The sequence below is a fragment of the Embleya sp. NPDC050154 genome (assembly GCF_044460165.1).
GTDB lineage: Bacteria > Actinomycetota > Actinomycetes > Streptomycetales > Streptomycetaceae > Embleya.
The window spans coordinates 102,689-114,904 of the sequence record NZ_JBITJP010000006.1; the positions used below are offsets into that span (position 1 = coordinate 102,689).

The 12,216-nt window shown below is 71.6% G+C and carries 14 protein-coding genes and 1 riboswitch; of the genes, 6 read left to right on the top strand and 8 right to left on the bottom strand.

The genetic code is table 11. The annotated features are described in order from the left end of the window. Positions 1 to 147 precede the first annotated feature (147 nt). From ACIBSV_RS15150 to ACIBSV_RS15175, 6 genes are all read left to right on the top strand, one after another. A complete protein-coding gene (locus ACIBSV_RS15150; protein ID WP_395862960.1) occupies positions 148 to 1,002 on the top strand; it encodes a class II aldolase/adducin family protein in 855 nt (284 codons plus the stop codon). A gap of 146 nt (positions 1,003 to 1,148) precedes the next feature. Continuing rightward, positions 1,149 to 1,694 (top strand): RDD family protein, encoded by a 546-nt coding sequence (locus tag ACIBSV_RS15155; RefSeq protein WP_395862962.1) that lies wholly within the window; start codon positions 1,149 to 1,151, stop codon positions 1,692 to 1,694. Positions 1,695 to 1,883: 189 nt separating this feature from the next. Further along, positions 1,884 to 2,093, top strand: a riboswitch (cobalamin riboswitch). Between the two features lie 27 nt (positions 2,094 to 2,120). Beyond that, a complete protein-coding gene (locus ACIBSV_RS15160) occupies positions 2,121 to 2,834 on the top strand; it encodes an energy-coupling factor ABC transporter permease (protein ID WP_395862965.1) in 714 nt (237 codons plus the stop codon). Next, complete coding sequence (locus ACIBSV_RS15165) at positions 2,831 to 3,226, top strand: energy-coupling factor ABC transporter substrate-binding protein (RefSeq protein ID WP_395862968.1); 396 nt, start codon at positions 2,831 to 2,833, stop codon at positions 3,224 to 3,226. Before ACIBSV_RS15160 ends, ACIBSV_RS15165 begins: the two co-directional genes overlap by 4 nt. 4 nt (positions 3,227 to 3,230) lie before the next feature. Beyond that, positions 3,231 to 3,974, top strand: a complete 744-nt coding sequence (gene cbiQ, locus ACIBSV_RS15170; RefSeq protein WP_395862970.1) for a cobalt ECF transporter T component CbiQ — start codon at positions 3,231 to 3,233, stop codon at positions 3,972 to 3,974. Beyond that, positions 3,971 to 4,819: an energy-coupling factor ABC transporter ATP-binding protein gene (locus ACIBSV_RS15175; RefSeq protein ID WP_395862972.1), complete on the top strand. Its 849-nt coding sequence runs from the start codon at positions 3,971 to 3,973 to the stop codon at positions 4,817 to 4,819. Before cbiQ ends, ACIBSV_RS15175 begins: the two co-directional genes overlap by 4 nt. Positions 4,820 to 4,837: 18 nt before the next feature. On the opposite strand, the gene ACIBSV_RS15180 is transcribed toward ACIBSV_RS15175, so the two are convergent. The 8 genes from ACIBSV_RS15180 to ACIBSV_RS15215 all read right to left on the bottom strand — a co-directional run bounded on the left by ACIBSV_RS15180 (position 4,838) and on the right by ACIBSV_RS15215 (position 12,051). Next, complete coding sequence (locus tag ACIBSV_RS15180) at positions 4,838 to 5,908, bottom strand: PP2C family protein-serine/threonine phosphatase (RefSeq protein ID WP_395862974.1); 1,071 nt, start codon at positions 5,906 to 5,908, stop codon at positions 4,838 to 4,840. A 94-nt stretch (positions 5,909 to 6,002) separates the two neighbouring features. Then, positions 6,003 to 6,830, bottom strand: coding sequence for an Fpg/Nei family DNA glycosylase (locus tag ACIBSV_RS15185; RefSeq protein ID WP_395862976.1), 828 nt, complete (start codon positions 6,828 to 6,830; stop codon positions 6,003 to 6,005). Between the two features lie 162 nt (positions 6,831 to 6,992). Next, on the bottom strand, positions 6,993 to 7,460 hold the full coding sequence (locus tag ACIBSV_RS15190) for a ribose-5-phosphate isomerase (RefSeq protein WP_395862978.1): 468 nt from the start codon (positions 7,458 to 7,460) through the stop codon (positions 6,993 to 6,995). A 37-nt stretch (positions 7,461 to 7,497) separates the two neighbouring features. Continuing rightward, entirely contained in the window at positions 7,498 to 8,256 is a 759-nt protein-coding gene (locus ACIBSV_RS15195; RefSeq protein WP_395862980.1) for a hypothetical protein, read from the bottom strand. Between the two features lie 94 nt (positions 8,257 to 8,350). Continuing rightward, positions 8,351 to 8,947 carry a biotin transporter BioY gene (locus ACIBSV_RS15200; protein WP_395862982.1) on the bottom strand — a complete coding sequence of 199 codons (597 nt, stop codon included), beginning with the start codon at positions 8,945 to 8,947 and terminating at the stop codon, positions 8,351 to 8,353. A 155-nt stretch (positions 8,948 to 9,102) separates the two neighbouring features. Beyond that, entirely contained in the window at positions 9,103 to 10,500 is a 1,398-nt protein-coding gene (locus ACIBSV_RS15205) for an aldehyde dehydrogenase family protein (protein WP_395862984.1), read from the bottom strand. Positions 10,501 to 10,621: 121 nt separating this feature from the next. Next, entirely contained in the window at positions 10,622 to 11,329 is a 708-nt protein-coding gene (locus ACIBSV_RS15210) for a hypothetical protein (RefSeq protein ID WP_395862985.1), read from the bottom strand. 92 nt (positions 11,330 to 11,421) lie between these two features. Beyond that, positions 11,422 to 12,051, bottom strand: a complete 630-nt coding sequence (locus ACIBSV_RS15215; RefSeq protein ID WP_395862987.1) for a disulfide bond formation protein DsbA — start codon at positions 12,049 to 12,051, stop codon at positions 11,422 to 11,424. Positions 12,052 to 12,216 lie beyond the last annotated feature (165 nt).

The window sequence follows — 12,216 nt, forward strand, 5'->3', positions numbered from 1 at the left end:
CGGTCCCAACGCGACCCGGGCGCTAAAATCCCCGGCCTCGCACGAACGGCCCGCCGTCGGGGGCTGTCCTGGGAAGTGACTCGCCGGTAGCGTCGGCCGCGTCCCACGCCCCGCATAGCAGTCCGAGTCGAGTTCGAGGAGACGCACATGTCCGGCACCGATGCTCCGCAGGCCCAGGACGTGCCGGGCCGGCAGCCGACCCCGCCGCTGCCGGTGTCCCCGGCCGACCTGAGCTTCGCCCTGCCGCCCACGTTCGAGACCGTCGAACAGGAGCGCCGGCACCGCAAGGAGCGGTTGACCGCGGCGTTGCGGCTGTTCGGTCGGTTCGGCTTCGAGGAGGGGGTGGCCGGCCACATCACCGCGCGTGATCCGGAGCTCACCGATCACTTCTGGGTCAACCCGTTCGGGATGTCGTTCAAGCACATCACCGTGGACGACCTGATTCTGGTCAACCACGAGGGACAGGTCGTCGAGGGCCGATTCCACGTCAACCAGGCCGCGTTCGCGATCCACTCGCAGATCCACGCGGCCCGTCCCGACGTGGTCGCGGCGGCACACAGCCACTCCGTGCACGGCCGGGCGATCTCCGCGCTCGGCATCCGACTCGAACCGATCACTCAGGACGTGTGCCCGTTCTACGAGGATCACGAGCTGTTCGACGACTACGCGGGCGTCGTACTCGACGCCGAGGAGGGCCGCCGCATCGCCAAGACGCTCGGCCCGCGGAAGGCGCTGATCCTGCGCAACCACGGCCTGCTCACGGTGGGGCAGTCGGTCGACGCGGCGGCGTGGTGGTTCATCACCATGGAGCGCTCCTGCCAGGTACAGCTGCTCGCCCAGGCGGCCGGCGAGCTCAAGCCGATCACGCCGGAAAACGCGCGGCTGACCCGGGAACAACTGGGCAACGACACGGTCGCCTGGATCAACTACAAACCGCTGTACGACGTGATCAGCCGCTCCGAGCCGGACCTGTTCGGCGTGGACGGCCCGATGACGATCTGATCACCCGAGAATCCGATCGCCGCCGTCGGCGCCGGATCCGGGCCATCCGGTCCCGGCCGCCGACCGGATCCGCCGACCGGGCGCAATCTCGCCGATATCCGGCCGCGTCGGGAGTCAAATCACCCGGTTGCGGAAAGTACAACAGCATGTACGAACGGAGCCTTCCGCGGCACTTCGCCCGCTCGGCGCGGCCCGCCCGCCCGCGCGCCCGGGTGTGGCTGCCCGAGGTCGCGAGCCCGGTCGGCCCCTCGGTGCTGTGGCGCCGGATCGGCCAGTTCGTGGTGGACGTGCTGGCGTCCGCGCTGTTGCCCGGCGCCGCGATGTTCCTGTTCGTCCTGCTGCCCACACATCCCGACGGTTCGATCCGCAGCGGCCCGCTGACCGCGACGATCACCGTCGGTGTGCTGATGGTCGCGCTGGCGATCCTGTTCTGGTACTGGGTACTGCGGCCCGCCGAGCACGACGGGCGCACGTGGGGCATGCAGATGTTCGGTATCCGGGTCGTGGACGTGTCCGGTGGGCGGGCGGGGCGGCGTCAGCTCGGGATCCGCTGGCTGCTGCTGTGCGTCGACGCGTTCGCGCTCGGCGCGGTCGGCCTGACCGCGGTGCTCACCAGCGAGCGGCGCCAGCGGGTCGGTGACCGGGTTGCGGGCACCGTGGTGGTCCGGGGCCGAGGACCCGGCCTGGACTGAGCACCGCGCGGCGTGCCTCGGCGCCGAGCCGCGCCACACCGCGCCACTCCGCATCGCACCGCAATCGCGCCCCGCCGCACCCGTCGACGATCACGCTCCGGAATGCGGCAATTGCTCGACCGCTCCGCCCGCATTGTGGTCTTGCGCACGGTTTGCAAAAGCCATCTTGTCGCCATGTCCATCCGACCACTAGTGTCGGCTCGCCGTGGTGCTCGGGAAGCCGGTTCGATGCCGGCGCGGCCCTCGCCACTGTGATCGGGAAGTTCTCCTCCACCCCCGCGGAAACGTTGATTCGTCGCCGCGGGAAGCCACTGGGACCGCTCGCGCGGCCCCGGGAAGGCGGAGATGTGAACGTACGACCCGTCAGCCAGGAGACCGGCCACGGCGATCGTCCGTCCACGAGGTGTTGGAGAGGGACCCTTCCTCATGCATATCGCAGAGGGCTATCTGCCCTGGGAACACGCTGCCGCCTGGGGCGTCGCGTCGGCCCCGTTCGTCGTCCACGGCGCCCGCGCGCTCACCCGCGAGGTACGCGACAAACCCGAGAACACGCTGCTGCTCGGCGCGTCCGGCGCGTTCTCGTTCGTGCTGTCCGCGCTCAAGATCCCTTCCGTCACCGGTAGTTGCTCCCATCCCACCGGTACCGGACTGGGCGCGATCCTGTTCCGGCCGCCGATCATGGCCGTACTGGGCACGATCACCCTGCTCTTCCAGGCGTTGCTGCTCGCGCACGGCGGGCTGACCACGCTCGGCGCGAACGTGTTCTCCATGGCGATCGTCGGCCCGTGGGCCGGCTACGGCGCGTATCGGCTGGCCCGTTCGCTCCTGGACGGACGCGGCGGCACCACTCCGCTGGATGTCGCGGTGTTCGTGGGCGCGTTCGTCGCGGACCTGAGCACCTACTGCGTCACCAGCGTGCAATTGGCCCTGGCCTTCCCCGACCCGGACAGCGGATTCGCGGGCGCGTTGGCCAAGTTCGGCGGCATCTTCTCCCTCACCCAGATCCCGCTGGCGATCAGCGAGGGTCTGCTGACCGTCCTGGTCGTGCGCTTGTTGCGGCAGTCCAGCCGCGGCGATCTGGTCCGGCTCGGTGTGGTCACGGACGCGCGGATCGCGCGCGAGGAGGAGAAGTCCAAGTGAAGCGCTCCACGAAGATCAACCTGCTGATCGTGTTGGCCGTGGTACTGCTCGCGGTCCTGCCCGTGGTGTTCGGCATGGGCGACCACAAGGACGAGCCGTTCGCGGGCGCCGACACCCAGGCGGAGACCGCGATCACCGAGAACGACCCGGACTACGAGCCGTGGTTCAGCCCGCTGTACGAACCGCCGTCCGGAGAGATCGAGTCCGGTCTGTTCGCGTTGCAGGCCGCCCTCGGCGCGGGCGTGGTCGGCTACATGTTCGGGGTCAAGCGCACCCGCCGCCGGCTCGCGCCGGATGCCTCGGACACGCCCGACGAACCGACCGCCGCTTCGGCGAATGCCGCCGGGGCGACACCAGCGGACCAGACGCCGGCATCGGTCCCGGGCCGCTGATTCCGTGCTGCCGATCGACGCGGCGGCGCACGCGAGTTCGTGGCGTCACCGCCATCCGGCCGACAAGGCCGTGCTCTCCTTCGGGCTGCTCGGGTGCGCGGTGGCACTGCCGCCGTGGCCCGGCGCGGTCCTGGTCGCGGCGACCGTCCTGGTCGTCGCGTTCGGCTTCGCGCGCGTGCCCGCCCGGCGGTTGTGGCGGGCCGCCCGCGCGCCGCTCGGATTCGCCGCCACCGGCGCGCTCGCCCTGCTCGTCACGATCGGCGCGGACGGCGTCGGCTGGGCCCCCAACGGGCCGCGCCACGCCGCCGAGTTGCTCGCCCGCTCCACCGCCGCGGGCCTGGCAATGCTGCTGTTCGCGTTCACCACACCGCTGTCGGACGTACTGCCGAGGCTGACCCGGGTGGGCGTGCCGGCCGCCGTGGTGGACGTCGCCGCGGTGATGTATCGAATGTTGTTCCTGCTCTACGACACGACCACGCGGATCAACCAGGCCCAGGCGGGCCGGCTGGGTCACCGCACCCGGCGAGCCCGTTGGCGCTCGGTGGCCGGGCTCGGCTCGGCGGTCTTCGTGCACGCGTTCGCCCGCGCCCAGCGCCTGGAGGCGGGTCTGGCCGGACGCGGCTACGACGGGCGCCTGCGGGTGCTGGTGGACGAGGTACGCATCTCGCGGGCGTTCGTCGCGGGCTCCCTGTTCGTCGTGGCGGCGGTCGTCGCCGCCACTCTTCTCCTGGTATCGGTGGTGCCGTGATTCCGTTGCGGGTACGAGAGATCGGCTACGCCTACGAGGACGGGCCGGCCGTGTTGAGCGGGCTGTCCCTGTCCGTTCCGACCGGGCGGGCGCTGGCGCTGCTCGGGCCCAACGGCAGCGGGAAGACCACGCTGCTGCGGCTGTTGACCGGCGGCCTGACACCGGACTCGGGGCGGGTCGAACTGCACGAGGTGCCGATTCGGCACGACCGCAAGGGGCTCACCGCGCTGCGGCGGGCCGTGCAACTGGTCGTCCAGGATCCCGACGACCAGCTCTTCTCGGCGTCGGTGGCCCAGGACGTCTCGTTCGGGCCGCTCAACCTGGATCTGGACCCGGCCGAGGTGCGCTCGCGGGTGGCCGAGGCACTGGCCGCGCTCGAAATCACCGAACTGGCCGAGCGGCCCGTGCACCTGCTGTCCTTCGGCCAGCGCAAGCGGGTCGCCATCGCCGGCGCGATCGCGATGCGGCCCGAGGTGCTGGTGCTGGACGAGCCGACCGCGGGCCTGGATCCGGCCGGGCAGGAAGCGCTGTTGCACACGCTCGCCCACTTGCGTGCGACCGGGACGACGGTGGTGATGGCCACCCACGACGTGGACCTCGCGCTGCGCTGGGCCGACGACGCGGCGGTCCTCGCACACGGGCGCCTGCACACCGGGCCGGCGCACGAATTGCTCGCGGACACCGAGTTGCTGGCCGCCGCGAGCCTGCGGCCGACCTGGGCGCACGCGGCCGCCGCCGTACTGGCCGCACACGGGCTGGCCCCGGCGGGCACCCTGCCGCGCACGCCAGCCGAACTGGCGGCCCTGGCGTGTCCGGCCCCGAGCACCGCGGAGCCCGCCCACTGAGCGAACCCCCGGCCGACCTCAGCGCCGGCGCAGCAGCACCACCGCGCGGTCGTCGCCCACGTTGCGCCCGGCCGCCGCCACGATCCGGCGCGCCGCGTCGTGGAAGTCGTCCCGGACCAGCCGCTCGGCCTCACCGAGGAAACGGTCGATGCCGGTGGCGATGTCCTCGCCGGGCATCTCCACCATGCCGTCGGTGAACAACAGGAGCGCGTCGCCGGTGCCCAGCCGGCCCTTGACGCCCTCGAAGGTCGCGTCCTCGATCACCCCCAGGAGCGGGCCGACCGCCTCGATCACGTGCCAGCGCCCGGAGCCCGCGTCCCAGTGCACGCCCGGAGGGTGTCCCGCCGAGATCAACTCGTACTCGCCCGACTCCAGGTCGAGCACGACGTGCACCGCCGTCGCGAAGCCCTCCGCCCACTCCTGGCGCAACAGGTAGTCGTTCGCCGCCGGCAGGAAACCGTGCGGGGGCAACGAGCCGAGCAGCCCGCCGAACGCGCCGGACAACATCAACGCGCGCGTGCCCGCGGCCAGCCCCTTGCCGGAGACGTCGACCAGCACCACCTCGAGCACCCGCCCGCCGCCCGCGCCGCGGGAGGCGACCAGGAAGTCGCCGGAGAACGACTGCCCACCGGCCGGTCGCAGCACCACCTCGGTATGCCACTGCGGCGGCAGCACCGGCATCTCGCCCTGGGCCCGCAACCGGTCCCGCAGGTCGAACAACATCGACTCGCCACGCGTCCACTGCACGCCCAGGCGGGTCCGCATCCGGGCCATCAGCAGCACGATGCCCGCGATCGCCCCGACCACCACGATGGTGCCCGCGGTGACCTCTTCCGGGTCGTGCACCTGGTGCTGCGCGACCAGTACGCCGGCGGTGGCCGCGTACAGCAGGAGCAGGCTGGGCATCCGCAGCACCAACCCGCCGACCAGGATCGGCAGCGCCGTCATCGTGGCCGGGAACCACGACGCGTTCACATCCGAGAGCAGGCCGCACGCGGTGACCGCGGCCAGCAGTCCGGCCAGGGCGAACCCGTCGGAGGGGAAGACCCGATGCCGCAGCCAGGTCGCGACGCGCCGGCCCGAGCGCACGAGTGTCGCGCGCCTCCCGGTCCGGCTTGCCCGGTTTCCTCTGCTTGTCGGCGCGGCCACCCCGCGACACTACCGAACGGTCACCAATCGGAGGTTACGCCGACGGCTGACAGGTGGGACACCAGAACAGATTCCGGCCGACCAACTCGGCGGTCTTGACCGGGGTTTCACACACCAAACACGGCATGTCGGTGCGCCGGTAGACGTACACCTCGCCACCGTGGTCGTCCTTGCGCGGCTCGCGCCCCATCGCCTCGGGGGTGTGCTCGGGGCGCACGGTGTCGATCCGGCCCGACAGCACGCCCTCGCGCATCAGCAGCACCAGGTCGGCCCACATCGCGTCCCAGGTCTCCCGCGCGAGCCGGTTGCCCGCCAGTCGGGGATCGACGCCGAACCGGAACAGCACCTCGGCGCGGTAGACGTTGCCCACGCCCGCGAGCACGTTCTGCTCCATCAGCAGCGCGCCGATCGGCTTCGCGCTGCGTTGGATCCGCTGCCACGCCGCCGCCGGGTCCGCGTCCGCCCGCAGCGGGTCGGGGCCCAGCCGGGCGTGCACCGCGTCCTTCTCGGCCCGGTCCAGCAGTCGGCAGGCGGTGGGGCCGCGCAGGTCGGCCCAGGCCGCGCCGCCCGGCACCTTCGCGGCCAGCCGCAGCCGGACCTGGCCGACCGGGTCGGGCAGCTTGTCGCCCTCGCCGAAGGAGAACTGTCCGTACAGGCCCAGATGCACGTGGATGTAGCGCTCGCCGGAGAACTCCAGGAACAGGTGCTTCCCGTGCGCGTCGGTGGCGACCAGGGGCTCCCCGTCGAGCAGCGCCGCGCTCTCCGCGAATCGGCCCTGCGGGCTGCTCAGCCGCAGCGGCAGTCCGCCGAAGCGCTCCTGGTGGGCGGTGGCGAGACGGTGGATGGTGTGGCCCTCGGGCACGCGGCCTCCAGTGCGGCGACGAATGCGAAGTGGTGGATTCGGTGGTGAAACCCGGTGGTGGATGCGCGGTGGTGTGACGCCTCCACGTTACCGATCCGCACCGACATGGCGGCGCCCCCGACCGGACGGACCGATCGGGGGCGCCGGCGGAGCGGCCTCGGGCTACGGCAGGGTCGGCAGTTCGCCGGTGTTCTCGTACTTGGTGAGCATGTTGATCCGGCGGGTGTGCCGCTCGGCCTCGCTGTACGGGGTGTTCACGAAGACCTCGAGGAACTTCGTCGCCTCGTCGAGCGAGTGCATGCGCGCGCCCATCGAGATCACGTTCGCGTTGTTGTGCTCGCGGGCCAGCGACGCGGTCTCCTGGCTCCACACCAGGGCGCAGCGCACCCCCTTGACCTTGTTCGCCGCGATCGCCTCGCCGTTGCCGGAGCCGCCGAGCACGACGCCGAGGCTGCCCGGGTCGGCGGCCACCCGCTCGCCGGCCCGCAGGCAGAACACGGGGTAGTCGTAGGAGTCGGCCTGTACGGCCGGGCCGCAGTCGACGGCCTCGTGGCCGTTGGCGTCGAGCCACGCGATGAGGTGCTGCTTGAGGTCGTAGCCGGCATGGTCGGAGCCGAGGTAAACGCGCATGGGCCGCAGTCTCTCAGGCTCGGTCCCGAACGTCCCATCAGGGCCGGTATCCACCGGGTGGCGTGTCCGGCGCACCGGTCGGCCGAGGCGGCGCGGTGGGCGGCGGGCCCGCGGGCCTGATGGTGGTGGGGGCACCGTAGGGCGACTGCGGCGGGAGGCCGAAGGCGAGGTTGCCGGGGGCGCCGGGCGGGCCGTACGCGCCGGCTTGGCCGTAGACGGTCATCGGGGGCGGCGGGTAACCTGCCGGGCTCGCCGCCCCGCGCGCCGCCACGTAGCCGGCCGCCGCGGCCAGGCCCACCAGCCAGCCGGTGAGCAGCCCGAAGTAGGCGCCGGCCTGGATCGTGGTCATCGCGTCCTGGAAGCCCGAGACGCCGCGCCTGCGCCCGGCCTCGTCGTGCACGATCGTGAAGACGGTCAGCGAGTGCAGCGCGCCGCCGAGCACCAGCGAGAACCAGCCGACCACGAACGCCACGAAGCCGCCGGCACGCTCGCTCAGGCCGCGCGCACCGAGCGCGAGCACCGCCGCGACCACCACGAACAGCACCGCGATGCCGACATAGCCGGCGGTGACGTCCTTGGTGGTGAAGCTGACCCGGAACTCGTCACCGAGTTCGCCCTTGTCCGCGATCCACAGCGGATGGCCGATGATCCGCAGCAGCACCATGTACCACTTGTCGCTGTCGCTGCTCTCGCCCCACGACTCCTTGAACACCCACTGGTTGCCCAGTCCGGCCACGATCAGGAACGCGACGACGGTTCCGCTGATGGCGATGCGCTTGGTTGCCCCCGGTCTCATGGGACGAGAGTAGGCGTCCGCGGGTGCCGCTCGCCAAAAAAATCGGACCCCGCCTCCCCTGACGGGGAAACGGGGCCCGACCGGTGACGGGGCGTCAGCCGCGCCGGCCGACCAGCTTCCACGCGGTGGGCAGCAGCGCCGTCGCGAGCAGGATCTTGACCGCGTCGCCGAAGAGGTAGTTCTGCATGCCGATCTCGTACGCCTTGGACATCGAGATGCCGAGGTCGTGCGCGAGGTAGGTGAGGCCGGCCGCGTAGATCACCGCGTTGCCCAGCACCATCGTGCCGACGGTGCGCAGCGGGCTGCGGTCGGTGCCGCGCTGGGCCAGGAAGCCGGCCGCGGCGGCGGCGAGCACCATGCCGAACACGTAGCCCAGGGTCGGGAAGCCGGTGCCGGAGGTGCCCTCCGCGAACCACGGCATGCCCGCCGCGCCCAGACCCAGATAGAGCACCATCGCGGCGAGCCCGCGCCAGGCGCCGAGCGCGCTGCCGGCGAGCAGCACGGCGAAGGTCTGCGCGGTCACCGGGACCGGCGAGCCGGGCACCGGGACGGAGATCTGGGCGGCGAGGCCGACGAACGCGGACGCGCCGACGACCAGCGCGGCGTCGCGCACGGCGGCGCCTTTGAAGACCCGGGCCGGGATCAGGTCGGCCAGGACGGGGCGGCGCGCGTCGAGAAGGGCAGTACTCACAGCTGACTCCACACTCTTGTGTTGCGGGACCCTGTGAACTTAACCAATCGGACATCGAACGATCACGGCGGTGCCCGACAACGTATCGATCCGAACATTGTCGAGCGCCACCGAAAGCACCGTGTCGAGCACCACCGACAGCGTTCGGCCGAGCGTCACAGTTGCAGCGACTTGACCTCCAGGTACTCCTCCAGGCCGAATCGACCCAGTTCGCGCCCGTTGCCGGACTGCTTGTAACCGCCGAACGGGGCAAGCGGGTTGAACGCCCCGCCGTTGATCTCCACCTGGCCGGTGCGCATCCTGCGGGCGAACGCGACCGCGGCCTCGCGGCTGGGCCCCCACACCGCGCCGGCGAGACCGTAGGGGGTGTCGTTGGCGATCCGCTCGGCCTCCTCCTCGGTGTCGTAGGCCAGGATCGACAACACCGGGCCGAAGATCTCCTCGCGCGCGATGGTCATCTCGCTGGTGACGTCGGAGAAGACCGTGGGCCGCACGTGGTAGCCGCTCTCGACGCCCTCGGGCAGTTCCGGGCCGCCGGCCACCAGGGTCGCGCCCTCCTCGATGCCCTTGGCGATGTAGCCGCGCACCCGCTCGAACTGGGTCGCGTTGACCAGCGGGCCGAGCTTTCCGGTCATCGCCGTCGCGGTCTCCGCGGCCAACTCGACCGCGCGCGGCAGGTCGTCGCGGTGCACCAGCATCCGGGTCGGCGCGCTGCACGTCTGCCCGCTGTTGAGGTACGCGCCGCCCACGCCCGCGCGCACCGCCTTCTCCAGGTCGGCGCCGGGCAGGATCACGTTGGCGGACTTGCCGCCGAGTTCGAGCGCGACCCGCTTGACCGTCGCCGAGGCGAGTTCGGACACGCGCGTGCCGGCCCTGGTCGAGCCGGTGAACGAGACCATGTCGACGTCCGGGTGGGCCGCGATGGCCTCGCCGACCACCGGTCCGGTGCCGGAGACCAGGTTGACCACGCCCGCCGGGAAGCCCGCGTCGTGCAGGATCTCGAAGAACAGGTGGGCGGCCTGCGGCGCGACCTCGCTGGCCTTGAGCACCACGGTGCAGCCCGCGACCAGCGCCGGGCCGAGCTTGTTGGTGATCTGGTGCAACGGGAAGTTCCACGGGGTGATCGCGCCGACCACTCCGACCGGTTCGCGCACCACCAGCGAGGAGCCGATGTTCTCCTCCCACGGGAACTCGTCGGCGAGCTTGACGTAGCTGCCCAGCACGACCAGCGGCAGACCCAGGTGCACCCGCTCGACCAGTGCGGCGGGCGCGCCCATGTCCGCGACGATCACCTCGGCCATCTCGGCCGAGCGCTCGGCGAGCAGGTCCCGCGCCTTCGCGAGCAGCGCGGCCCGCTCGGCCGGCGGCGTCGCCGCCCACCCGGGGAAGGCGCGCCTGGCCGCGGCCACGGCCAGGTCCACGTCGGCGGGCGTGCACTGCGGCACGGTCGCCACGATCCCCTCGGTGTTCGGGTCGACGACCTCGATGGTCTCGCTCGACGAGGGAGCCGTCCACGCGCCGTCGATGTAGATCGTGTCGTAAGCCTTGGTCATGCCGCCGGACTCCTCGCCGCTCGTCACTGGGACGCAGCCGAGCGTACGTCGACACGTGTGCAATACACAGAGCCGGCCCGAGAACCCGCGCCCGGGCGCATCGGCCGCTCGGCGGGCCCGCTCAGAACATGGACGGATCCGTGCGTCCGTGTGGGCCGTTCGACGTCCACACCAGGTCGCCACTGCGGCCGGTGACCGGGAACTCGCGGGCCAGGCCGACCTCGTGCAGGCGCGCGAGCGGAGTGAAGGACACCCCGTACTCGCCCTGACCCTTGTCGAAGCCCCAGTCCTTGTAGACCTCGACCCGATACACCAGGCGCACGTCGGGCAGCACCGGCGAGCCCGGGACCGAGGTGGTGCCGGGCAGCACCTCGATCCGGCCGGTGATCCGGTACTGGAGACCACGCATGGCCAGCCACCAGTCGGTGTCGTCACCGCGCCGGATCAGCACGCCGTGCCAGTGCGTGGTGGTCTCGAAGACGCTCTCCAGGCCCCCGCTGTCGTGCCAGCGGATCGCCGCGAGCGCCCACCACTCCTCGAAGTGGGTGAGCGCCGCGCGGCGGAACGGCTTGGCCCGCAGCGGCTGGGTCGGGTCGATCACGAACGGCGCGCCGCGCCCGACCAGGTAGTGCCGCAGCGAGGCTGCCCCCATCCGCAGTCCCACGCACCGCCACAGCGGCACGACCGCGCGCAGCCCGAAGGCGAGCGCGCGGTCGCGCAGCCGCGGCATGCGGGACCCGTAGGGGGCGTTGCCGTTGGGCGTGCACGGATCCGGCCGCCCGGTTCGGGAGGTGTGGATCACGCTGCTCTGGCGTTCCGGAGCCGTCATTTATCCAGATTAATTAGCTTTGCTTTGTTTTGTAGCGGTTTCCGGTCGACGCCGGCAGGTTTCATCCGGTCAGTCGAAGCCGGTCGAGTCGGTCAGTCGAAGATCGGCCCCTGGTCCCGGGTGCGCTTGATCTCGAAGAAGCCCGGCGTGCCCGCGACCAGCACCACACCGTCCCAGAGCTTGCCCGCGTCCTCGCCCTTGGGCGCCGGCGTCACCACCGGGCCGAAGAACGACACGCCGTTGACGCTGATCACCGGGGTGCCGACGTCCATGCCCACCCGGTCCATGCCGTCGTGGTGCGACTTGATCAGCGCCTCGTCGTACTCGGTCGAGTCGGCGGCGTCGGCGAGTTCGGTGGGCAGCCCGGCCTCGGTGAGCGCGGCCTCGATCACCTCGCGTGTGAACTCCTCACCACCCGGGTGTCGGCGGGTGCCCAGCGCGGTGTACAGCGGCAGCAGCACCTCGTTGCCGAAGCGCTGCTCGGCGGCGATGCACACGCGCACCGGCCCCCAGCCCCGCTCCAGCATCTCCTTGTACGCGTCCGGGATGTCGTCCCGGCCGCTGTTGAGCACGGACAGGCTCATCACGTGCCACTGCACGTCCACAGGGCGGATCTTCTCCACCTCGAGCATCCAGCGGGAGGTCATCCACGCCCACGGACACAGCGGGTCGAACCAAAAGTGCGCTATGTCGCGGGCGGATCCGTCGTCCTTGGTGGTCACAGCGGGGTTCCTCTCGATCCTGATACCTGGTGCGCGGTGCCTCGCGCCCGACCGCGCCGTGCGCGTGGCCGAACGCCGGACGGCGGGCCGGCCGTCGATGCTGTGCAACCCGCGAGGGCACCGTGCCATTCCTGCCGACCGGGACAATCCCGCGGCGCCGCGCGC

Coding starts and splice junctions, on each gene's coding strand:
- ACIBSV_RS15150 (WP_395862960.1), top strand. CDS start 148: ATGTCCGGCACCGATGCTCCGCAGGCCCAGGACGTGCCGGGCCGGCAG.
- ACIBSV_RS15155 (WP_395862962.1), top strand. CDS start 1,149: ATGTACGAACGGAGCCTTCCGCGGCACTTCGCCCGCTCGGCGCGGCCC.
- ACIBSV_RS15160 (WP_395862965.1), top strand. CDS start 2,121: ATGCATATCGCAGAGGGCTATCTGCCCTGGGAACACGCTGCCGCCTGG.
- ACIBSV_RS15190 (WP_395862978.1), bottom strand. CDS start 7,460: ATGCGCGTTTACCTCGGCTCCGACCATGCCGGCTACGACCTCAAGCAG.
- ACIBSV_RS15195 (WP_395862980.1), bottom strand. CDS start 8,256: ATGAGACCGGGGGCAACCAAGCGCATCGCCATCAGCGGAACCGTCGTC.
- ACIBSV_RS15205 (WP_395862984.1), bottom strand. CDS start 10,500: ATGACCAAGGCTTACGACACGATCTACATCGACGGCGCGTGGACGGCT.
- ACIBSV_RS15210 (WP_395862985.1), bottom strand. CDS start 11,329: ATGACGGCTCCGGAACGCCAGAGCAGCGTGATCCACACCTCCCGAACC.